This is a genomic window from Microcoleus sp. B13-B6, from assembly GCF_036705405.1.
In the GTDB taxonomy this organism is placed as follows: domain Bacteria; phylum Cyanobacteriota; class Cyanobacteriia; order Cyanobacteriales; family Microcoleaceae; genus Microcoleus.
The window spans coordinates 65,932-86,821 of sequence record NZ_JAUBUJ010000021.1 but is presented as its reverse complement, the minus strand read 5'-3'; the positions used below and the strand labels follow the sequence as shown (position 1 = coordinate 86,821).

The window sequence follows — 20,890 nt, the reverse complement described above, 5'->3', positions numbered from 1 at the left end:
ATCCGTCAGTCGTCGACGTATCAAGGCCGATGATTTACTGCATCAATCCTCAATGCGAACAACGTGAAAATCCTGCTGCTGCTCAAAATTGTCAGGCTTGTGGCACGGATTTGTTAATTGCCGATCGCTATCGTATCCTTAAACCAGTGCGATCGCCCAATCCCGCACGCCCCACAGACATCTTTGAAGTTGAAGACTTGGGAACCGGGGAAAACGAATGGGGCACTGTCAAAATTTTAAAAGTCTTGAAACACACACACAATCCCGATTTAGTTCGCGTGTTCAAGCAAGAAGCGCGAGTTTTGATTTGGCTGGCCGGAAAGGGCTCAGTTCCCCAAGTCGAACCTGACGGTTATTTCCCAATTAAACTCCCCAATAATTTCCAGAAATTGTCTTGTTTGGTGATGGAAAAAATTACCGGAGAAAACTTGGCAGAATTCTTAACTAAAAAACAGTACGTTTCTCAAAATCTCGCTCTTGATTGGCTGCAACAAATGAGCAATATTTTGCAGGAAATCCACAAATATCATGTAGTGCATCGGGATATTAAGCCATCCAACCTGATGCTTGAAGCCAATGGGAAATTGAGATTAATTGACTTCGGCGCCGCCACAGAAGCAGAGATAGAGACCGCACCCATAGGTTCTGCGGGATACGCCGCACCGGAACAAATTCTAGGTAAAGCAGGCGTGCGATCGGACTTTTATGCCCTAGGGCGTACTTTTGTACATTTATTAACAGGCATAGAGCCGATTAACTTTCCCGTTAATGAAAAAACTGGTAAAATTAATTGGAGGAACCAGGCTGTAGATATTGACCCGTTACTCCTAGAGTCGATCGACGAATTGATGGAACCGCTACCGGAAAACCGACCTGAAAATACCCAAGTTATTTTAGAAAAATTAAAAATTCACGACGCAGACCCCCTGCAAAAGGGGGACGCAACATCGCTTCAATAAATCTGTTCCAACCTGCGAAAATCGCGCTCAACTTCCGCCCACAAAGCCCGATTGTGAGGGTCAGTTTTCACAGCCTTTTTCAAATAAATTCTCGCCTTATCAACCTGCTTTTCTCCGATCAAATGTCGTCCCCAGCGCTGATAGGCGATCGCCTGCCACTGACGCACCTCCAAATCTTCGGGAACCCGCTGGGCTAAACCCTCAATCAAGGCGATCGCCCGTGGGAACCTCTGATATTTCAGCAACTGCTGCAGCTCAAAATAAGCATCTTGCTTTAACTTTTGTTCCGCAGCCGACAGATCCGCATTAGATTGAACCGCAGCCTCTTTTCGAGTCACTTTAACTGCCTGCGGTTGAGCTTTCACCTCCTGATCCGGCGGTGTCCAAGTAGGCGGCACAGTTGAATTGGCAACTTTCGACTCCGCAACATGGTGGGGGGCAACATTCACCAGGAACTTATAAGCCTCAGTAATAGCAATAAACTTATTCTTAGCCTGTTCGTTTCCCGGATTCACATCGGGGTGATACTGTCTGGCTAACTGCCGATAAGAGGCCTTAACTTGCGATAAACTCGCGCCAGACCTCAGTCCTAACTGTCGGTAATAATCTGCAATATCCATCTAGCATGAATGAGCGTTGATAATACCAGTGAACAAACCTGACGGTCAACGGAGTATCGTTAGACTGCAGGCTTCTTTTTCCCTGTTTGCAAGGGCTTTTTTGAGTGACGTAGAACCACCGCCACTTTCGTAATTCAAGCCAATCTTTTTGATAAGCTTGGCTGAATTTTCATCTCTCTCGAGTTCCTCGCCACACTGACAAGAATGCCATCGCTCAGACAATTCTTTAGGCACTTTGTTGAGACAGTTCCAACAATGTTGAGAAGTGCCTTTCGGGTCAACGAATACAACGCTTTTACCTAGTTTACCAGCGACATATTTGATAACAGTAGCAAACTGACCATGAGCAGCATCAAGCATTGATTTGTTTAAGCCACTCTTAGCCGCTTGACCGTTGGGCAAGTAGACCAGATTGCCGTCCTCAATATCAGTCTTAACTTGGGCGCGTCTAGTTAGATTCTTGAGACTCAAGTCTTCCAAAACTAAAACATCACACTTATTGAATAATTTATGTGCAGTCTTGAATTGAAAATCTAATCTTGTTCTCGCTACAAATTGATGAAGTTTGGAAATTTTGTCTTTGATAATTTTCCAAGACTTAGATCCTTTAACTCTTTTAGCTAACCTCGCTTGAAGTTTGGCCAACTTCTCAGAAGACCTTCTCAAAAATCTAGGATTTTCGACTCGTTCGCCATTGGACAAATAGAGATAATTCGTAATTCCCAAATCAATACCGAGACAGTTTTCGGCAGTCGGTTGAATTTCTGCAACCGTTACTGGCACTGTTTTATCTTCTAGCGTTAGGGAAATATACCATCCGTCTGCTTCTCTGATAACCGTTCCCGTCTTAACCTTGAATCCTTTCGGTATTGGTCTGTGGAATGCCATCGGCACTTGACCTATTTTCGCTAGGTCAATACAAATCCTGCTTTGCTCATCTTTGATAATATTCAAATTGTCAAGTTGAGGATAAGTAAACGATTTGTAATAATGAAAACCTTTAAATCTAGGCTTCCCCCTACGGCGGCCATTCTTGTCAAGTATCGTAAAGTTTGAGAAAGAAGTTTCTACCCTGTTGACTACATCCTGTAAGACTTGGGCATCCAACTTTTTGTAATCAGGAAATAGTTTCTTGGTGTTTTTCAAGTCAGCTAACTGTACGGTTTGCCACTGTACATAACCACCATCAATATTTGAGAAAATATCACCCTTTCTTGTTATGGGATTGCCTGCTTCATCTTTTTTCCTGCCATCTCTGGTTTGCACTCTAGTCAGAGGAATATTCTTGTAGATTTCCTCTACTGAGACTATAGAAGCATTCAAAGGACAAGTATTGATGGGTGTTCTGGTAGCTTCCCACCATTTGAATCTCTCGCTCAAACGGTAATTATACTGTCGCCTGCAGAGTTCCAGGTGAGTCGATATCGTCACTGCTTGGGGACGAGTGGGTTTCAGTTTGTACTTGTAGGTTAGCTGCAATGATATCTTCCTTTTTTCGACCTTCCTCAAATATAATGTGTGAATGCTAAAAGCGCAAGACTTGTTAGTAGAAAATCGCATCTTGTAGTGGTGCTACTGTTTCAATGCTTAGAATATACATTGAGAATCAGGATGCTCCCAAAGTATAATTGACTCGCTCCGTACCTCCGACCGCCGCGCCTTTCATCCTCTTGCTGAATTTATTCGGGGTACTGCGATCGCCCGGACGCCTCCAAGATATCTCCGCCTTATACACGCCTTGGACTTCCCGGCTGTTAAGTTAAATATGGCAGAATCCTTAAATGTAAAGATTCTGCCAAAATTTACTGCGAACTAGGTTGTAGTGCGAGGGTTGCCCGCACTACGGTAGCGCAAAAATAACTTACGGACGATCTTCGATCACTCTGTCAATCAAGCCGTATTCTCTGGCTTCCTCAGCGGACATGAAATAGTCGCGATCCATGTCCTTCTCGATTTTCTCGATCGGCTTGCCAGTATTCTTAGCATAGATATTATTGAGTTCGTGGCGCAGCCGCAGAATCTCTTTCGCCTCAATCTGAATATCCGTTGCTTGTCCCCGCGTGCCCCCAGAAGGCTGGTGAATCATGATTCGCGAGTGAGGCAAAGCTAACCGTTTCCCCTTCGCACCGGCAGCTAACAGGAAAGAACCCATCGAAGCAGCCAAGCCCACACAAATCGTCACCACGTCCGATTTAATGTGCTGCATGGTATCAAAAATAGCCATGCCTGCCGACACCATTCCGCCTGGGGAATTGATGTACAAAATAATATCCTTACCTGAATCTTCCGAATCAAGATAGAGCATCACAGCGATGATTTGATTGGCAATTTCATCGTCAACGTCCCTGCCCAAGAAAATAATCCGTTCCCGGTAGAGGCGATCGTAGATATTAATCCACTGAGTATCATAACCCCCCGGCATCTTGTAGGGAACTTTTGGCACACCGATAGGCATAATTCGGAACTCCGTTTAGTTGGTAATTGGTAATTGGTAATTGGGAATTGGGCATCGGGAATTGGGCATCGGGCATTGGTGATTGGGAATCGGTAATTGGGAATCGGTAATTGGGAATTGTTAGTCATAAAAAGACTATTGAATAACTAACCCGGGTAGAAACTACTAGCCATTAACCCTTAATTATTACTCATGCCCATTCCCCATTTCCTATTACCCATTCCCCATTCCCCATTCCCCATTCCCCATTTCCAATTCCCAGTTAGATGACTCCAGCAGGCAGCGGTTTCGGCAATTCTTCCGAACTTTCAAGAACGCGATCGATCAAACCGTATTCTTTAGCTTCATGGGGCGTCAGGTACAGCAACCGATCCATATCTTTAGTAATCTTTTCGATCGGTTGGCCAGTACAGCTTGCAAAAATCTCAAGCATCGTCGCTTTATTTGCCAGCACTTCCTTAGCCCGAATTTGAATGTCACTTGCTTGACCCCGCGTGTAAGCCTTGGGTTGGTGCAACACAATCGAAGCGTGGGGCAAACTCGCCCGAAAGCCTTTTGTACCAGCCGCTAACAGCATCGCAGACATCCCCATTGCCGAACCGAGGCAAATAGTGTGCACAGGCGGCTTAATGTACCTAATCGTATCGCAGATAGCGAAGGCTTCTGTTTCAAAGCCGACGGGTTCGCCACTGTAACCAGAAGTGCCGGTCGAGTTGATGTAGATTTTGATCGGCTTATCCGGGTCTTCGTACTGCAAGAACAACAGTTCAGCGATAATCAGTTCTGTTACCGCAGGCACCAGAGGCATCCCCAGATAAACGATCCGCTCCTTCAGCAACAGGGATGGCAAATCGGGAGGTGGCGTCCGAGAGTTCCCTTCCCCGTAGTATGGCGATTGCACTGCTTTAATGGGTGTGTTCATCAGAAAAATGAGTCTGAAACCCCGTCCTTCTAGGACGGCTTTACATTGGATTGGGGTGGAGGGGTATGGTTGCCCCTCCGTGGAGATGTGGTCTTCTCCAAAACTCCCTTACGGGTAAAGTTAGCACGCGCCTTTGTTTTTAGAGCTTGTTAAACTTGCAGCACTGTTTCAGTGACCTTAAAACTGTTTAACTGCAAATGACAGGGCAGGGGACTAGCTTCGCATCAAGCGGGTGTCATGACTCAAAAAACGTAGACCTCGAAAGTCTTAGGCTGGTCAGGACGGCTCGCAAGAATCTCTTACAAGCCTCATGCACTTAGGCTGAGGTTCCTGACATAACCGAAATGTTGCCTGAACTGATGGAGCTATTCTTAAAGAAATACTAACGCAATCTTTAGGTATCCCGCATGAAAGTTAGTTTGCTCCCGGTTTTAAACGACCCTAACCTTGACGCTGCCGCGCCCTCGACCCAGCGCCAGCTAGCGATTTCAGTATCTGCGATGGCAAGCTCGATCGACTCCAGCGTACCCTTAAACCTGTGCCTGATTCTCGACCACAGCGGTTCGATGGGCGGACGCCCCTTGGAAACCGTCAAACAAGCCGCCGGACGCTTGCTAGACAGGTTGAAGCCTGGGGATCGCTTTTGCGCGGTGGCTTTCGACCACAAAGCCAAAGTCCTCGTCCCCAATCAAATTGTGGGAGACCCCAGTAGCATTAAACGGCAAATTGAGCAATTGCGATCGGCCGGTGGCACAGCAATTGATGAGGGCATTAAGTTAGGTATTGAAGAGTTGGGCAAAGGTAAAAAAGAAGCTATATCTCAGGCATTTCTGCTGACTGACGGCGAAAACGAACACGGCGACGACAGCCGGTGTTTGAAGTTGGCTAAATTGGCGGCAGACTACAACATGACTTTAAATTCTCTGGGATTTGGCGATAACTGGAACCAGGATATTTTGGAAAAAATTGCTGATGCAGGCGGCGGTGCTCTGGCTCACATTCAGCGTCCTGAAGATGCGGTTGACGAGTTTGGTAAACTGTTTAGCCGCGTCCAAGGTGTAGGTTTGACTAATGCTTATTTGCTATTTTCCCTAATGCCAAAAGTGCGGTTAGCCGAACTCAAACCGATCGCCCAAGTTGCCCCGGATACGATCGAATTACCGGTACAGCAAGAGGGCGATCGCTTTATGGTACGTTTGGGAGATTTAATGAAGGATATAGAGCGAGTAGTTTTGGCTAATATTTATATTGGACAGTTGCCCGAAGGTACACAGGCGATCGGGCAATTGCAAATTCGCTACGACGATCCGAGTGTCGGTCAAGGTTTGCTTTCCGATCCTGTTGCACTTTCCGCTAATGTCCTGAAAGTTTATCAGCCGGCCATTAACCCGATGGTACAGCAGCACATTTTAGCTTTGGCTAAATACCGCCAAACTCAACTCGCAGAAACCCGATTGCAACAGGGCGATCGCGCCGGCGCGGCAACAATGCTGCAAACTGCTGCGAAAACTGCTCTGCAAATGGGCGATAAAAGTGCCGCAACTGTGCTGCAAACTTCTGCTACTCGTTTGCAGTCTGGTGAACAATTGAGTGAAGCCGATCGCAAGAAAACTCGGATTGCTTCTAAAACTATTTTGAAGTAATCTCATGGTTTGTAATTCTCAGGAAATCCGGCGATTGGAAATCGCGACTACACAAACAAAGTCCGCCTTCGCGGACTAAGAATATAGAAACCCGCCAGCGCGGGTTTTGTTTTTGTGTTCGTTTCACTCACCGGTTAAAATTTGTGGATGCTTTAGATGCTCGATCGTTTAGAATGTTTGTATCACCTATCAAGAGTGCTTGTATGAGCCAGACAATATCTGATAAAGTACGCTGGACTACCGCCGATTTAGAACTATTGCCCGATAACGGCGATCGTTACGAAATTATTGATGGAGAGTTATTTGTGACATGGGCGGCACACTGGAATCATCAAGAAGTTTGTGCTAATATCTGCATGGAGTTAAAAACTTGGTCACAAAAAACAGGATTAGGAGAATCAGTAATTAGTCCAGGAGTTATTTTTACAGATGTAGATTGTGTTATTCCTGATGTAGTTTGGGTGAGCAATGAACGCTTGCCTATCTTGCTAGACGAAGCCGGCCATTTAACCGCCGCACCTGAGTTAGTTGTTGAAGTATTGTCCCTCGGTGCAGACAATGAAAGACGGGATAGAGATTTGAAACTCAGACTCTATTCGGTACGAGGAGTACAGGAATACTGGATTGTGAATTGGCGGTTGCAGCAAATAGAAGTTTATCGCAGGGAACAAGCAAGTTTAAGGCTCAGTGCTACGCTGTTGAGCAATGATGAACTAACTTCGCCTTTGTTACCTGGTTTTAGTTGTTCTGTTGCTCAAATTTTTGCTTAGATTTATGAAACACTTTTACCCGGCGATCGGCATTTTAGGATTAGTTACCGTTTTGGGTGACATATCCCCTGCCATTCCAGCAGAGTCAGCGCCAATACTCATCGTTCAAAATCCTGCTGAAGACTTATTTAACAGCGGTTTAGCCAAATCAGAAGCAGGAGACATTCAAGGGGCGATCGCCGATTACACCGAAGCCATCCGGCTCAACCCCAACTACGCCAAAGCCTACAACAAACGCGGCATCATCCACGGCCGCAACCTCAAAGATTATCCAGCAGCTAAAGCAGATTTCGATCGCGCAATTGAAATTAACCCCAATTACGGCGACGCTTACTACAACCGCGCCAGAGTCCGCGAGTTCTTAGAAGACAAAGACGGGGCGATCGCAGATTATCAAAAAGCAGCGGAACTTTATCAAAAAGACGGCAATACCAACGATTATCAAGATGCTATAAAACATCTTCAAATGCTGCAACAATAGAGTGCTTTTGAAAACATAGTATAATATCCTTCGATCTGCGTTCATCCGCATTCATCGGCGGTTAAACATTCCAAATTAACTATTCAAAAAATGCCCGAAACTTCCACCGTTACCGTTACTGTACCCGCTACAACCGCCAATTTAGGCCCCGGCTTCGACTGCATCGGCGCCGCTTTAAGCCTCTACAACCGCTTCCAATTCTCCCGACTCGAACCCTCAGCAACAGAGAAACTAAAAATTACTGTTACAGGCAAAGAAGCCGCCAAAGTCAAGACAGATGACAGCAATCTCGCTTATCTAGCCTTTGTCAAGTTATACGGATACCTCAACCAATCGCCGCCGCCCGTAGCCATACATATAGATATGCAAGTGCCGCTGGCTAGAGGTTTGGGAAGTTCCGCCACAGCTATTGTCGGTGGGTTAGTCGGTGCAAATGAGTTAGCCGGAAAGCCTTTGAGTCAGGTGGAAGTGATGCAATTGGCGATCGAACTTGAAGGACATCCCGACAACGTTGTCCCCGCTTTACTGGGAGGATGTCGCCTCGCTGCTAGCAATACACCAAGCGGTTCCTGGGAGATTTGCGATATTCCCTGGCATCCAAATATTGTGCCCGTGGTAGCCATCCCCGATTTTGAACTGTCTACAGCCGAAGCCCGCAAAGTTTTGCCTGCAGATTACAGCAAGGCTGATGCGATTTTTAATGCTGCACACCTCGGTTTGCTAGTGCGGGCTTTGGAAACTGGCAATGAAAACTGGCTGCGCTGCGCCCTCCAAGACAAAATTCACCAGCCTTACCGGCAATCTCTGATTAAGGGATATGAAGCGGTGCAACAAGCTGCCCTGAATGCAGGGGCCTATGAAATGGTAATTAGCGGTGCCGGGCCCACGCTTTTAGCTTTAACGGATGTGGCTAACGCTGAGGCGGTTGAGAGGGAAATGGCGGCTGCTTGGATGGAATTTGGGGTAAAGGCTGAGGTGCGTGCGATCGGCCTCGATACTCAAGGCGCGCAAGTCTCCCTTTAATTATTCCACTCCTAGACACACAACATCTACATAACCGTGTTTTGTAGGGGCAATCCCCCGTGGTTGCCCCTCTCCAGGGAATTATTCATATTTCTATTCTCGACCTCTCTCCTTCAAATCTCTTGAATATCAACTCAAGTCTCTTCTCGATAACTTCTGCTATTCCCTCTACAAAATTTTACATAAAAAAAATCCAGTCATTGTAGGGGCGGATTCACCATAATCTCAGGCTCAAACCAACAATCGCAAAAACCCGCCCCCACCAACGGTAAATACTCTTAATTAACTGTGACGCAGCGGAAGCTCTATCTGAATTTTAGTGCCTTTACCCGGTTCGGAAAAACACTTGAACTCTCCTTTGTGCTGCTCTACAATTATCCGATAGCTGAGAGCAAGTCCCGATGATATGGGTGGTTCCGCAGGTTTTACTCCCAAAAATGGATCGGAAATTTGGGCTGTGATATCTTTGCTATGTGCGATGTCGTTATCAGCAATCTCAATCGAAATTCGCTGAGCATCGACTACCTGAGTGGTAATCAAAATCACGGGCTTAAATTTGATGGATTCCAACTCCTCTAACTCTTGAGCCGACTCTTCCAAAGCATCGATCGCGTGATTGATGATATTCAGAAAAGCTTGATTGAGCAGACCTGCATAACACTCAATCTGTGGCAAATTGCCGAATTGTTTCATCACCTTGATGTCTCGCCTTCCCTCGCGAGCCGGCAAGCGGTGCTGCAACAACAACAGAGTATTTTCTAAACCGTCGGAAACATCAAATAGCTGCCAGCCCGATCGATCGCTGCGGGAAAAATCCTGTAGCGACAAAATTATTTGGCGGATGCGATCGCTCCCGGTACGCATGGAACTCACAATTTTTAATAAATCGTCGAGTACGAATTCCACATCCATATCTTGTTGTTTTTGCAGAATTTCCGAGCCGGGATTGACTAGCTCTTTTTGATACAATCGCAGCAGTTCAATTAAATCGGTCGCGTAGCTTTGGACGTGAGTTAGATTGCTGTAAATAAAAGTAATTGGGTTGTTAATTTCGTGGGCTATCCCAGACACCAATTCGCCCAAACTAGACATTTTTTCAGTTTGCAGCATTCGATCGCGCGACAGATCCAATTCTTGCTGGGTTAACTCCAACTGCCCCCTCAACTCGTGCGATCGCTTAGACGCGCGCACCCGCGCCAATAATTCCTGCTTAACTATCGGTTTAAACAGAAAATCGTCAAAGGGCGCATCCAATGCTTGAACTTCATCAAATTGCTCCGGTGTTGTCAGCAGAATAAAATAGGCTGCCGCCAATTCTCGCTCGGCTTTCACCAGCCGGCACACCTCCAAAAAGTTGATTTGAGGCGAAGTCCCGTCGCAAATTATCGCATCGGGGGACAATTCCTTCGCCAACTCTAAACCCTCCTTATCGTCGGGAACGACTCTCACCTGATGTCCCTCTTGGCTGAGTAACTCTTGGACAACTTGAAAAGTCACAGTATCCGCGATGATCGCCAGAATCTTTGCCATACTTCTACCACCTCCACAAATTACTTTTTAGGATACAACCGCCAGAATTGCGCTGACAGATTTAAAATTCCAAAATAGTTCAATTACATCAAAAAACAGCCCATACCCGCTCCCTCAAAACCAAAAATAGCTTATACCATTTTAGATTTTATATTTTAGAGTAAAAAATTGGGAAGGACTTACTGTATAATAGTTGGGAGCTTGCCTAAAGTTGCATATTTTTTGGGGACTGGTATCACGAGAAGGTATAATTTTAGACGGGTAATGCAAAAATGCCAATTTTCTCCTTCGTAATTAATGTTACATCAGAGCTTTCGGCCGAAAGACTGCTGAGGGCGATCGCAGATACTTTCTCAAATTGCGCCAGGAAACAATAAAAAACTTTAAAATTAATTAATAGTATCGTTAAATTCACCTTCTCGGTCAGCGCCTGGGAATGCCAATTACCAACACCACCTCAACTTTGATTCAAGCCGAAACACTAGAACTATTAGAATGGCCGCGCCTGTGTCAGCACTTGGCTACCTTCGCTGCGACCAAACTCGGCGTCGCCGCCGCCCTTGACCTCGCAATCCCAGCAACTCAAGCTCAAACAGCAGAACTCCTCGCTCAAACTCAGGAAACTTATCAGTTAGAGAGCCGCGCTGGCGGTGCTTTGAGTTTTGAAGGAATCCAAGACATCGGCACTTCCCTGCAGCGAGCCGAACTCCAAGGTTTGCTCAGCGGCGAAGAATTGCTGGCAATTGCTACTACCCTGGCCGGAGCAAGGCAATTGCGCCGGATAATTGACTCTCAGGCAGATGTGCCGACGCTCAAAGAACTGGCAGCCCAATTGCGGACTTATCCTGAACTAGAGCAAGAAATCCATCGCTGTATAGACGATCGCGCTCAAGTAGCAGACAGAGCCACTCCTAAATTAGCAGGAATTAGAGTTCAAATGCGACAGTTGCGCGATCGCATTTATCAAATATTGCAGGGGATTTTGCAGCGCCAATCCAACGCCGTACAAGAACAGCTAATTACCCAAAGAAGCGGACGCTTTGTCATTCCCGTCAAAGCTCCCCAAAAAGATGCCATACCGGGCATCGTTCATGATTCCTCGGCCAGCGGCGCGACACTGTACGTTGAGCCCCACAGCACAGTCAATCTTAACAACCAAATGCGGCAGTTGCTCCGGCAAGAACAAGCCGAAGAAGAAGCAGTCCGCCGCGCCCTCACGGAGCAAGTCGCAGCAGTAAAACCCGATTTAGACAGATTGGTGGTTGTAGTTACAACTTTAGATTTAGCGGCCGCTAAAGCGCGTTATAGTTTTTGGTTGCAAGCAAATCCGCCGAAATTTATCGAATTGGGAGAGCCAGAATTAGCACCAAAAAATCCTGAAAAAGAAGATGAGGAAAAAGAAGAAAAAGAAGATGAGGAAAACTCAGAAAACAGTCAATTATTAATTCGCAACCTGCGATCGCAAATTACCCTGCGCCAGTTGCGCCATCCTTTATTAGTTTGGCAGCAACAGCACGAGCAAGGGTTTCCAGTCGTGCCGGTCGATTTAACGATCGGGCCACACATCCGCGTCGTCGCCATCACAGGCCCCAACACTGGCGGCAAAACTGTTACCCTCAAAACCTTGGGCTTGGCAGCTTTAATGGCGAAAGCAGGAATGTTTGTTGCCGCCCGCGAACCCGTAGAATTGCCTTGGTTCGACAATATTTTGGCTGATATTGGTGACGAACAATCTTTGCAGCAAAGTTTGTCTACTTTCTCTGGCCATATCCGCCGCATCAGCCGCATTTTAGAAGTTTTAGGCAATAAATCGCAGCCCCAAGGGGAAGAAAATTCAAACCTCTCAATTCCCAATACTTCGGCTACTTCGGATTCTCTCAGTACAAATACGCTCAGTACAAGTTCCCCAGGCCCCATACTTCGGCTACGCACTTCAACGGAGCTCAGTACAAGCTCAGAACAAGTGCCCCATGTCCCATGCCCCATGCCCCATGCCCCATGCCCAATTCCCAAATCTTTAGTTTTGTTAGACGAAGTAGGAGCGGGTACAGACCCCTCAGAAGGCAGTGCATTGGCGATCGCCCTGTTGCAATACCTCGCCCAACATTCCCTATTAACAGTTGCAACTACCCACTTTGGCGAACTCAAAGCCCTCAAATATCAAGACTCCCGCTTTGAAAATGCCTCAGTAGAATTTGACGACAATTCCATGCAGCCAACCTATCGCTTGCTGTGGGGAATTCCCGGACGTTCCAACGCCCTCACCATTGCCAAAAGACTCGGTTTGCTAGCATCCATAGTCGAAGAAGCTCAAACCTATGTCGGGGGAGCCTCTCAAGATGTTAATCAAGTGATTGCTGGACTCGAAGCACAGCGCCGGAAACAGGAAACCAAAGCCAGAGAAGCAACTCAACTGCTACACCAAACCGAAAAACTGCACAGAGAAGTTTCTCAAAAAGCAGCCGCTTTGCAAGAGCGGGAGCGAGAACTAAAAATAGCTCAGGAAGTGGCAGTAAATGAGGCGATAGGGTCAGCAAAATCAGAAATTGCTCAAATCATTCGTCGCTTGCAGTCGGGCAACCAGACGGCTCAAAATGCCCAACAAGCGACAGATACTTTAAATCAAATTTCTGAAAAACACCTGCCCTCTCGGCAACAACCGGCTAAACCCAAACCGAGTTTTATGCCGAAAGTGGGCGATCGCATCCGCATTCCCAGCTTGGGCCAAACCGCCGAAGTCCTCAGCGGCCCCGATGCTAACGAAGAGTTGAGCGTTCGGTTTGGGATTATGAAAATGACTGTCAAACTAGGAGAAATTGAATCCCTAGACGGTCAAAAACCCGAAACTAAAGCTCAATTAGCCAAGGCGGCAGCCCAAGCACAAGCACTCGCTACCGCTAAAGCTAAGCAAGCAGCGGCGGAATCTCCAAAACCCAATCCCGAAATTGCCATTCGCACTGCTAATAATTCGATCGACTTACGGGGTGCGAGAGTCTCAGACGCAGAAATCGAAATAGACAGAGCTCTTTCCAAGGCTGTGGAATACGGAGTTCTGTGGATAATTCACGGCAAAGGTACGGGACAGTTGCGGCGCGGGGTTCACGAGTTCCTCGCGAATCACCCGCAGGTTTCCCGCTTTGAGCTGGCTAGTCAAAAAGAAGGAGGCGCAGGTGTGACGGTGGTTTATTTGAAGTAGTCAGGATTTACGCATTTCCGGTTGACTCGTAATTATAGCAATCCTAAATCATTTGCATAATTATTGTAGGGGCAATCCCCCCGTGGTTGCCCGATAGATAGGGGGTAGGCACGGGGAGTAGGGGTAGCACTACCCCTACAGATTTATCTGAATCATTTAGGATTGCTATATCTAGTTGTATGCCGCAAAACAACTCGCAAGGAACATATCATACTGATGCAACCGGAATGGATACTAGACTGCAAATGTGGAATAATTAAGAGTTGATTTCCCACTTTAGTAACTGCCTGACTAATGAAAAAAACTCCCTCAAATGAAGTTTTGGTTGGCGACTGTCGTGAAGTGATGAAGACATTGCCAGAAAATTATATTTCTGCCTGTATCACTGACCCACCTTATAATTATGAATTTATTGGTCATAAATGGGATGACTCAGAAATTCAAAGGCGGATTGAAAGAGTCAATGGCAAGAGAAATAAAACCCTTGTTAAAAACATTCCCTATGGCAGTGGTTTAGCAGGTGGAGTCAGAAACGAAAAATGGTATCAAAGGAATCGCAACAACACTCTGGATTATGAAAAGTGGTGCTTTGAGTGGGGTGAGCAGCTTTTTCGGATCTGCAAACCGGGTGCGACAGTTTTAGTTTTCAATAGCACACGAACGGTTGCTCACGTACAAGTAGCACTTGAAAGTGCTGGTTTCTATGCGAGAGATATTCTTGTTTATAAAAGATCGAGTGGTATTCCTAAAGGTGTCAATATCAAACAACAGTTAGAGAAGAAAGGATATGAAAATTCTGAACAATGGGATGGTTGGCACAGTTGTCTGAGGAACGAATGGGAAGCAATCTGCGTACTTCAAAAACCACTGGTCAATAATTACTTGGAAACTCTACAGGAGTATGGTACTGGTCTATTTTATACTAAAGATCAGTTTGGTGGTTTTCAGTCAAATATTTTAGAAGGTATACAGCGTGAGAAAACCGAGGAGTTTAACGTCCATTGCACAGTTAAACCAATCGCTCTAATGAGAAAGCTGGTCGAAATATTTGTACCGCGTTTGGAAAATTCTATTCTAATCGATCCTTTCGCAGGATCGGGAACTACATTGCTGGCGGCGAAAGAATTTGGCATTAGGTATGTTGGCATTGAAATAGTACCTGACTACATAGAGATTATTAACAAGCGCCTTGATAGTTTCAGCGGTATACAGGGAATTCTCCCACTTTTTCAATAAGAAATGACTTTAAATCAAACCCGCTTATTGTTTGTATAAAATTAAACGAATCGTCCCCAGTGTAAACTTTCCAAGTCCCTACTTGGCACGCTGTAATAGCTGCGGGCAAATTATCTTGTCTAAGTATTAAAAATACGGGTTCGTAATTATAAGTACGAAGTAGTGGGCCATAAGATTTGAACTTTTTCAGTGTTCCAGAGTCTCCTGAGCCAATACGATATTTTGTATCTATTGCGTACCCATCAACAATCAGATCGCACGGCTCATCGCTTCCAACTTTAAATGCTGGCTGAAAGCTACTGCAATATGTTTTACACGTTTCAGTAACTAACAATTGCCAACACATACCTAACTCTTCCAATATTGCCTATTTTCTTTTTTTATTATTGGAGAAATACCAAACACATCCATTAAGATATCGTGTTCTTCATTCTCTTCTGCATAAATTTTTTCGGTAAATGACTTTTGGTATTTTGCTAAAATTTGCTCTAGTCTTCTTTCAGTCATCAGCAGTTACCAGATCAGCTAGACTAACGGATAATGCCTTGGCTATTTTGCTGGCATTAAGTAGAGTTATATTCCTTTCACCTCGTTCAACTGAACCAATATAGGTGCGATGTAATTCAGATAGTTCTGCAAGCTGATCTTGGGAAAGATTTCTGAGCTTTCGGAAATGTCTAACTTTTTTACCAAATTGCTCCGTAATATCCATACATTGCGCCAGATGAAGCAATCACAACTATAATCTGACAGACTATAAGTAGCGACAGACTATAAGTAGCATTCGAGAGCGCTAGGATCTTTGCATTGATATAAGTCCCGATCGTTTCAAACCACTGATTTGATTTCGGTCACTCTGCGGCGTAGGATGGTTAGAAGTAAAAATCTCTGGGTTTTGCGGATTGCGATCGATCGAACTTGAAACCGCAACTTTTCACCCGCAACTTTTCACCCGCAACTCCGTCCAGCAGTTAGGATTGCCGGAATCAAAGCAACGAGCTATGGAGACAAATTAACAGATGTGCTGTTGCCCACAGGCCGCAAAGCTTGAATCACGGCATACTGTTTGATATCCAGCCTCAACCAGTCTTAATTTCCCGTGCTGAAGCCATGCGCTCGACCGTAAAGCCCTCCGCTCCCACAAACGAAAGGGGCCAATCTCCCAACTGGGAAGAATTGACCCAAAAAGCACCAGAACCTACCCAGTTGGACAACATTAAAGCCCAACTGGATTTAGTGCTGTTAGCCCTAGAAGCACTGGCAGAAATAGGCTCAGAGGCGATGCTCAAGGTAGCAGCCGAACTGAATTTAGAGCCAATGGTAGCCGATCGGGTAGCTTTGTGGCGGCTGCGCCAATCTAACCCGCTGCGGAAAGGCCACGGAGGGCGCAAAAAACTAGATGTGGAGGAAGCTCGATCGCTCGTTTTGATAAGCTGTCATTTGGCAAAACAGCACCAAGCTTTAATCCGCCGCGCTGTTGCTTTGCTCGAACAAATGGCAGAGCAAAACCGCGAACCTCACACAATTGCTTTGTTGGGAGATTATATTGACAGGTTCAGCAACACTTATGGCTCGCGCATGGAAGATGCAGAAAATTTATCGGCCAGAGAGTTGACTGATTTGGCCCTAAAACTCCTGATCGATTTGCTGTTTTACAGCAGTCCCGGCGGCCACCGCCGCCTCTGGCTGGCTCTTCTAGACCGCGCTAAGAATTAAGCTAAGCATAATGGGAACGAGAATCACAAACATCGGGAACAGGCAAGATGCCTGTTCCACCAGAAAATTTATTTATTGTGGAACAGGCATCTTGCCTGTTGCTAAAAAAGCTTGTTGAGAATGCTGCCAAATATCAGATAAAACATAGTTATTCCCTCTTCCTTCTTCCTTCTTCCTTCCTGCTATGGTTCTCAAACGGTACACGCCCCCCACTTGCACGCTGGAAATTACAGCCAAAAGTTCGCCTCTATCTCGCTGGGCGGGCCAACCCGTGTTTAAATCTTTAAGTTTCGAGCTGCGACTCGACGACCCCAGGCTGCCAGATACCCAACACGTTACTCTCAGGGGCGATCGAATTCAACTCGAAACCCTCCACGAAGCTGTCAGCAACTACGTCCAAAACTTGCTCGGCGAATCCCGCGATTGGGAAAGCAACCTCAACTCTCAAACCGATCGTATTCCTGCGGGTTCAGACTCGCTAGAAGTCGCACGTAATGCCGTTATATTCGATCGATCCGTCCACACTTCCGAACTAGCAACCTCCGCCCCAAACACAGCCTACCTTCCGGTTCCCCCCCGCTTAGAGCCCCGCGGCTTGCTCGCCCACAACTTGTTTTTAGGCTCTTTGAGCGCCGCAGAATCCGGGCCAGTAGTTCCCTTGAGCACCCTGCAACTGTTTGACTTGGCCACAGCGCTAGATGACTGCGCCGCCGAAGTGATGGCGCTTCCCAACCTCAACCGCGAGTCCCAACGGCCGCTGTCCTCACCCTGGCTCAAGGTGGCAGCAATGCTGGTCGCCAGCGCGGGCCTGACGACTGGAATCATCAAAATGCTCGATCGAACCGCCACATCCCCGCAAACCGCCACAGCCCCCGCCACAGCCCCCGCCAATCCACAATTGAGCACCGCTCCCGGAAACCCCCAGTTAGCTGCCGGCGTTTCCCCCAGTCCAGTTCCCGCCCTACCGACACCCCCAGCACCAACACCCGCAGCCACACCCGGTTTACCACCGCTGCCGCCCCCGCCCATCAACACCGCCGCCTCCCCCAGCCCCAGCTTGCCCCCCATCGCCCTCGCGCCAACTCCCCCCACCAACAAACCCAGCCCCATCCAGCAGCCACCCCTGCTATTTCCCCCCAACGGCAGCGCAGCCAGCGCCCCACAGAGCGCCCCAGCATTCCCTCAAGGGTCAACAATCACTATTCCCGCCCCCGAAGAACCGCCCCAGGGCCGCCCCCAAGCACCCGCACCAGTACCCTACGTGCTGCCCCCATTACCGCCGAGACTAGCTCCCGCCGTACCGCCCCCCCTGCCTCCATCCCTGTCTGCTTCCCGATTTCCCGTTCCCCCGCCGCAACCCTTCCCCCGCCCCATCGAGCCGATTGTCCCCCCCGCCAGTACCGAACTCCCAGCCCTTGAGGACGCTCAACCGCCTGCGGAGTCTGAGGATAACAACCAGGTGGCGGCTAGCAAAAAAAACCACACTTTATTTGATACCATTCCTCAAGTTTCAGAAGCTAGAACTTACTTTGAGGAACGCTGGAAGCCTCCTGAAGGAATGGAACAAACTTTGGAATACAGCGTGCTGATCGATGAAAATGGGTCAGTTCAAAGTATTGTGCCGATGGGAAAAGCAGCAGCAGATTATATCGAGCAAATTAATATGCCATTAGCCGGCGAGCCGTTTGTTTCTGCCGTTTCTAATGGAAAAAACCCGAAAATTAGAGTTGTTTTGCGACCGAACGGTCGAGTACAAACCTTTTTGGAAGAGAGTGATTAAACGCTCTCAAACACATTGTCGAGATGGGAAATCTCGGTTAATTGCTAATCTTAAACAAGTTCAAAAAAAATCAATTTTTAACTGCGACAGCAGCAGCCAGCGTATTGACAGTTGCTCCAGTTTATGCTACCCATATCTCTTGACCCGTGCGGGCAGAGTCACCAGTAAAAAAATTTGCTGACACTCGTCAACTGATGTGCATTGCACACCCTACAAACTTCCTTTTTCCTTCTTCCTGACATCCGTTACATCCGTTACAGAATCCGTTGCCGAACTTCCTTCTTCCTGACATCCGTTACATCCGTTACAGAATCCGTTGCCGAACTTCCTTCTGCCTTCTGCCTTCTGCCTTCTATATCATCAATGCCCTTTTTTTCTATCCCAAACTTCTCCAATCCAATAAAAAATTGCAATCCCGCCAAAACTAAATAAAAAATCTTCAATACTAGCAGTACGATTGGGTAAAATCGCTTGCAGCATTTCTTCCGCAGCAGTGAAAATAGTAAAAATTGCGGGCCCGAAAGGAATTGAATAATTAAACAAATTCATATTTTTTTTGCCACTTGCTCTATGGCACAAAAAAGATGCTATTCCGTACAAAATAAAGTGGCCGAGTTTGTCATAAGGCGGATGAGCTAGAGGAAAGTTGACTAATTTCCCCGTACCTGCTAAAAGCATAATACTGAGAAGAATTAAAACGTACACAAAACAAGCAACTATCCAGAATTTTTTAGAGAAGTTCATCTTTTTTTTGCCGATACCGACTAGACACAAACCAAGGCAGCCCAACGCGAAACTAATATCAAATCTGGTTAAGTGCGTATTGTATTTGTAGGCCTGTGCCTACCCGTAGCAGCAGATCAAATTTAATGGGTTTTCACTGTCAAAACTTGCGGCGGCGACGCATCGGGCGGATAAATAAAATCTACATCTACAAGTCGCTTTTCTCCCGATTTCATCTCTAATTTTACCAAAGGTTCCCCCTGCTGTCCCCGCCGCTGCACTAAATGCACGTAGCGAGTTTGAGGCACTTTATTGTCATCAGTATAGCGCACTCTGACAGTTCCCCTAAAAAAAGTTTGAGGTGCCGGAGGTTCTAAAAAACTAAGTCCTCCTGAAGTTAATTTGTCTGTTTTAATTGGAGTTTGAATCGCGACAGTTACAGTTTGATTTTTGCTGGTAGAATTGTACAGCGGCAAGCTGAGATTGTATTGAATTCCGTAATTGCCGTGGGCGCGGTATGCTGTATCTGGGTAGCGGACTAGCATTCTCGCACTTTGCACTTGATTTGTACCCAGCATTCCGCGCGGGAGGCTGCTTAATGGGTAGGAAAATGCTGTTCCGGGTTGGGGAATTGCTAGGTTTGAGGTGGCGGGGTTGTCTGAGAGAAGTGCTCGCCATTCTGAACCTAATGCTACACCGGCAACTCGGCCGTAAATTATTTGACCTTCGGTGATTTCTGGCGGTGTGGGAGTTCGATCGCGCGGCCCGGCTATATTACCATTGTCTAATAAGTTTTGCCATTCTACTATATTGGGCGATCGCTCGTTTCCCTGTCCGTTTCCCTGTGCATCAACTCGGGCAAACATCGCCAGACTGGCAACATAGACTATACCATCGCTCCGCAACCGCATCAAGGTCGATCGACCGTTTAGCGGCGGTACCAATCCCCGCACCGGTATCGCATGATTCATCAACAATTGGCTTTTTCCCGGTGGAATAATTAACTGCGGCTCAAAGTCAGACTGTCTCCTTCCTCTGAGAATATCATTCACAGCGCGACTTCCCGGCCCTGCGTAAATATTACTGTTTGAATTATCGACTTGCGGCGGCAATTCAATGAAAGGTGCATCGGGTTGGCTGAGATAACTCGCAGCTTGCAATATATCTAATTTTACAGGTTTATTGCCCGGATTGTAAACAATTACTCCTTGATACAATGTTCGCAAATCTTCGGGGGAAGGTGCGCGGGCTATGTGGTGGGCAAATATGTCGAAACGTCCTTGAAACGGAAAGTTTAAATGTGCGGCCGGAAATCTTTTACCATCTGGGGGAAATGTCGAAAGCAAAATTCCTTCTTGCAGCACTAATTCGGGGCTGTTGCTGTTAAATACTGGTATGTTGTCTAACTGTCCGGGGAGGGGTCGCACTTCTTGGATTTGGACGATTTCTTGAGGTGCGGGAGGGGTTTGGGCTAAGGGGATGATTGATATAATTGGCAGCATTTTTTAGAGGAGTTTTTTTTACCGCAGAGGGCGCAGAGGGCGCAGAGGAAGAGAGGGAAGAGAAGAGGATGTGAATATTTGTGTCGGGGCGGGTTTTGTACGGAGATTTTGCTCAGTTATAGCAGATATTGTGATTTTTACCTCGCCCACTGTTGTAATATGTATTTGTAAAATTGGGCTGTGTCTACTTTATCCATTGCTTGAATTTTTCGTCCTCCTAAATCTTTTACCATCCGGGGGAAATGTCGAAAGCAAAATTCCTTCTTGCAGCACTAATTCGGGGCTGTTGCTGTTAAATACTGGTATGTTGTCTAACTGTCCGGGGAGGGGTCGC

Annotated in this window: 20 protein-coding genes and 1 pseudogene; 9 read left to right on the top strand and 12 right to left on the bottom strand. The window is 46.7% G+C overall.

Features of this window, described 5'->3' with window-relative positions:
- Positions 1-29 precede the first annotated feature (29 nt).
- Entirely contained in the window at positions 30-959 is a 930-nt protein-coding gene (locus QUB35_RS12200; RefSeq protein WP_333142153.1) for a serine/threonine-protein kinase, read from the top strand.
- On the opposite strand, the gene QUB35_RS12195 is transcribed toward QUB35_RS12200, so the two are convergent.
- From QUB35_RS12195 to QUB35_RS12180, 4 genes are all read right to left on the bottom strand, one after another.
- The gene (locus QUB35_RS12195; RefSeq protein ID WP_333142152.1) at positions 953-1,579 is read right to left on the bottom strand and encodes a J domain-containing protein; all 627 of its coding nucleotides are present in this window, start codon (positions 1,577-1,579) and stop codon (positions 953-955) included. The genes QUB35_RS12200 and QUB35_RS12195 overlap by 7 nt on opposite strands.
- Before the next feature lie 45 nt (positions 1,580-1,624).
- Complete coding sequence (locus QUB35_RS12190; protein WP_333142151.1) at positions 1,625-3,058, bottom strand: transposase; 1,434 nt, start codon at positions 3,056-3,058, stop codon at positions 1,625-1,627.
- 382 nt (positions 3,059-3,440) lie between these two features.
- On the bottom strand, positions 3,441-4,034 hold the full coding sequence (locus QUB35_RS12185) for an ATP-dependent Clp protease proteolytic subunit (protein ID WP_333044307.1): 594 nt from the start codon (positions 4,032-4,034) through the stop codon (positions 3,441-3,443).
- Positions 4,035-4,296: 262 nt separating this feature from the next.
- Positions 4,297-4,956, bottom strand: coding sequence for an ATP-dependent Clp protease proteolytic subunit (locus QUB35_RS12180; protein WP_190741967.1), 660 nt, complete (start codon positions 4,954-4,956; stop codon positions 4,297-4,299).
- Between the two features lie 407 nt (positions 4,957-5,363).
- Here QUB35_RS12180 and QUB35_RS12175 point away from each other — a divergent pair, with 407 nt between their 5' ends.
- The 4 genes from QUB35_RS12175 to thrB all read left to right on the top strand — a co-directional run bounded on the left by QUB35_RS12175 (position 5,364) and on the right by thrB (position 8,873).
- Positions 5,364-6,599: a VWA domain-containing protein gene (locus tag QUB35_RS12175; RefSeq protein WP_333142150.1), complete on the top strand. Its 1,236-nt coding sequence runs from the start codon at positions 5,364-5,366 to the stop codon at positions 6,597-6,599.
- Between the two features lie 203 nt (positions 6,600-6,802).
- A complete protein-coding gene (locus QUB35_RS12170) occupies positions 6,803-7,369 on the top strand; it encodes a Uma2 family endonuclease (RefSeq protein ID WP_333142162.1) in 567 nt (188 codons plus the stop codon).
- A gap of 4 nt (positions 7,370-7,373) precedes the next feature.
- The gene (locus QUB35_RS12165) at positions 7,374-7,850 is read left to right on the top strand and encodes a tetratricopeptide repeat protein (RefSeq protein WP_333142149.1); all 477 of its coding nucleotides are present in this window, start codon (positions 7,374-7,376) and stop codon (positions 7,848-7,850) included.
- Positions 7,851-7,940: 90 nt separating this feature from the next.
- On the top strand, positions 7,941-8,873 hold the full coding sequence (gene thrB / locus QUB35_RS12160; protein ID WP_333142148.1) for a homoserine kinase: 933 nt from the start codon (positions 7,941-7,943) through the stop codon (positions 8,871-8,873).
- 282 nt (positions 8,874-9,155) lie between these two features.
- On the opposite strand, the gene QUB35_RS12155 is transcribed toward thrB, so the two are convergent.
- On the bottom strand, positions 9,156-10,403 hold the full coding sequence (locus tag QUB35_RS12155) for a response regulator (RefSeq protein ID WP_333142147.1): 1,248 nt from the start codon (positions 10,401-10,403) through the stop codon (positions 9,156-9,158).
- 253 nt (positions 10,404-10,656) lie between these two features.
- A complete protein-coding gene (locus QUB35_RS12150; RefSeq protein WP_333142146.1) occupies positions 10,657-10,818 on the bottom strand; it encodes a hypothetical protein in 162 nt (53 codons plus the stop codon).
- Between the two features lie 48 nt (positions 10,819-10,866).
- Here QUB35_RS12150 and QUB35_RS12145 point away from each other — a divergent pair, with 48 nt between their 5' ends.
- Together QUB35_RS12145 and QUB35_RS12140 are read left to right on the top strand one after the other, a co-directional pair.
- Positions 10,867-13,599, top strand: coding sequence for an endonuclease MutS2 (locus tag QUB35_RS12145; protein ID WP_333142161.1), 2,733 nt, complete (start codon positions 10,867-10,869; stop codon positions 13,597-13,599).
- Positions 13,600-13,893: 294 nt separating this feature from the next.
- Positions 13,894-14,835: a site-specific DNA-methyltransferase gene (locus QUB35_RS12140; protein ID WP_333142145.1), complete on the top strand. Its 942-nt coding sequence runs from the start codon at positions 13,894-13,896 to the stop codon at positions 14,833-14,835.
- A 348-nt stretch (positions 14,836-15,183) separates the two neighbouring features.
- Here QUB35_RS12140 and QUB35_RS12135 read toward each other — a convergent pair whose 3' ends face one another.
- Together QUB35_RS12135 and QUB35_RS12130 are read right to left on the bottom strand one after the other, a co-directional pair.
- The gene (locus QUB35_RS12135) at positions 15,184-15,342 is read right to left on the bottom strand and encodes a hypothetical protein (RefSeq protein WP_333142144.1); all 159 of its coding nucleotides are present in this window, start codon (positions 15,340-15,342) and stop codon (positions 15,184-15,186) included.
- The gene (locus tag QUB35_RS12130; protein WP_333103771.1) at positions 15,335-15,547 is read right to left on the bottom strand and encodes a helix-turn-helix transcriptional regulator; all 213 of its coding nucleotides are present in this window, start codon (positions 15,545-15,547) and stop codon (positions 15,335-15,337) included. Before QUB35_RS12130 ends, QUB35_RS12135 begins: the two co-directional genes overlap by 8 nt.
- 398 nt (positions 15,548-15,945) lie before the next feature.
- Here QUB35_RS12130 and QUB35_RS12125 point away from each other — a divergent pair, with 398 nt between their 5' ends.
- Complete coding sequence (locus QUB35_RS12125; protein ID WP_333103785.1) at positions 15,946-16,551, top strand: DUF3038 domain-containing protein; 606 nt, start codon at positions 15,946-15,948, stop codon at positions 16,549-16,551.
- A gap of 72 nt (positions 16,552-16,623) precedes the next feature.
- Here the strand turns inward: QUB35_RS12125 and QUB35_RS12120 are convergent, their stop codons facing one another.
- A complete protein-coding gene (locus tag QUB35_RS12120) occupies positions 16,624-16,788 on the bottom strand; it encodes a hypothetical protein (RefSeq protein WP_333142163.1) in 165 nt (54 codons plus the stop codon).
- On the opposite strand from QUB35_RS12120, the gene QUB35_RS12115 reads away from it, so the two are divergent.
- Complete coding sequence (locus QUB35_RS12115) at positions 16,736-18,331, top strand: DUF4335 domain-containing protein (protein ID WP_333142143.1); 1,596 nt, start codon at positions 16,736-16,738, stop codon at positions 18,329-18,331. The genes QUB35_RS12120 and QUB35_RS12115 overlap by 53 nt on opposite strands.
- Positions 18,332-18,691: 360 nt before the next feature.
- On the opposite strand, the gene QUB35_RS12110 is transcribed toward QUB35_RS12115, so the two are convergent.
- The 3 genes and pseudogenes from QUB35_RS12110 to QUB35_RS12100 form a co-directional block, all read right to left on the bottom strand.
- Entirely contained in the window at positions 18,692-19,075 is a 384-nt protein-coding gene (locus tag QUB35_RS12110) for a VanZ family protein (RefSeq protein ID WP_333142142.1), read from the bottom strand.
- 122 nt (positions 19,076-19,197) lie between these two features.
- Entirely contained in the window at positions 19,198-20,556 is a 1,359-nt protein-coding gene (locus QUB35_RS12105; protein ID WP_333142141.1) for a DUF3370 domain-containing protein, read from the bottom strand.
- Between the two features lie 225 nt (positions 20,557-20,781).
- Positions 20,782-20,890, bottom strand: a pseudogene (locus QUB35_RS12100) (DUF3370 family protein); the annotation flags it as partial.

Bases quoted from the DNA above. Each gene is read 5' to 3' on its own strand.
- QUB35_RS12200 (WP_333142153.1), top strand. From the start codon at position 30: ATGATTTACTGCATCAATCCTCAATGCGAACAACGTGAAAATCCTGCT.
- QUB35_RS12195 (WP_333142152.1), bottom strand. From the start codon at position 1,579: ATGGATATTGCAGATTATTACCGACAGTTAGGACTGAGGTCTGGCGCG.
- QUB35_RS12185 (WP_333044307.1), bottom strand. From the start codon at position 4,034: ATGCCTATCGGTGTGCCAAAAGTTCCCTACAAGATGCCGGGGGGTTAT.
- QUB35_RS12180 (WP_190741967.1), bottom strand. From the start codon at position 4,956: ATGAACACACCCATTAAAGCAGTGCAATCGCCATACTACGGGGAAGGG.
- QUB35_RS12175 (WP_333142150.1), top strand. From the start codon at position 5,364: ATGAAAGTTAGTTTGCTCCCGGTTTTAAACGACCCTAACCTTGACGCT.
- QUB35_RS12170 (WP_333142162.1), top strand. From the start codon at position 6,803: ATGAGCCAGACAATATCTGATAAAGTACGCTGGACTACCGCCGATTTA.
- QUB35_RS12165 (WP_333142149.1), top strand. From the start codon at position 7,374: ATGAAACACTTTTACCCGGCGATCGGCATTTTAGGATTAGTTACCGTT.
- thrB (WP_333142148.1), top strand. From the start codon at position 7,941: ATGCCCGAAACTTCCACCGTTACCGTTACTGTACCCGCTACAACCGCC.
- QUB35_RS12155 (WP_333142147.1), bottom strand. From the start codon at position 10,403: ATGGCAAAGATTCTGGCGATCATCGCGGATACTGTGACTTTTCAAGTT.
- QUB35_RS12140 (WP_333142145.1), top strand. From the start codon at position 13,894: ATGAAAAAAACTCCCTCAAATGAAGTTTTGGTTGGCGACTGTCGTGAA.
- QUB35_RS12135 (WP_333142144.1), bottom strand. From the start codon at position 15,342: ATGACTGAAAGAAGACTAGAGCAAATTTTAGCAAAATACCAAAAGTCA.
- QUB35_RS12130 (WP_333103771.1), bottom strand. From the start codon at position 15,547: ATGGATATTACGGAGCAATTTGGTAAAAAAGTTAGACATTTCCGAAAG.
- QUB35_RS12125 (WP_333103785.1), top strand. From the start codon at position 15,946: ATGCGCTCGACCGTAAAGCCCTCCGCTCCCACAAACGAAAGGGGCCAA.
- QUB35_RS12115 (WP_333142143.1), top strand. From the start codon at position 16,736: ATGGTTCTCAAACGGTACACGCCCCCCACTTGCACGCTGGAAATTACA.
- QUB35_RS12110 (WP_333142142.1), bottom strand. From the start codon at position 19,075: ATGAACTTCTCTAAAAAATTCTGGATAGTTGCTTGTTTTGTGTACGTT.
- QUB35_RS12105 (WP_333142141.1), bottom strand. From the start codon at position 20,556: ATGCTGCCAATTATATCAATCATCCCCTTAGCCCAAACCCCTCCCGCA.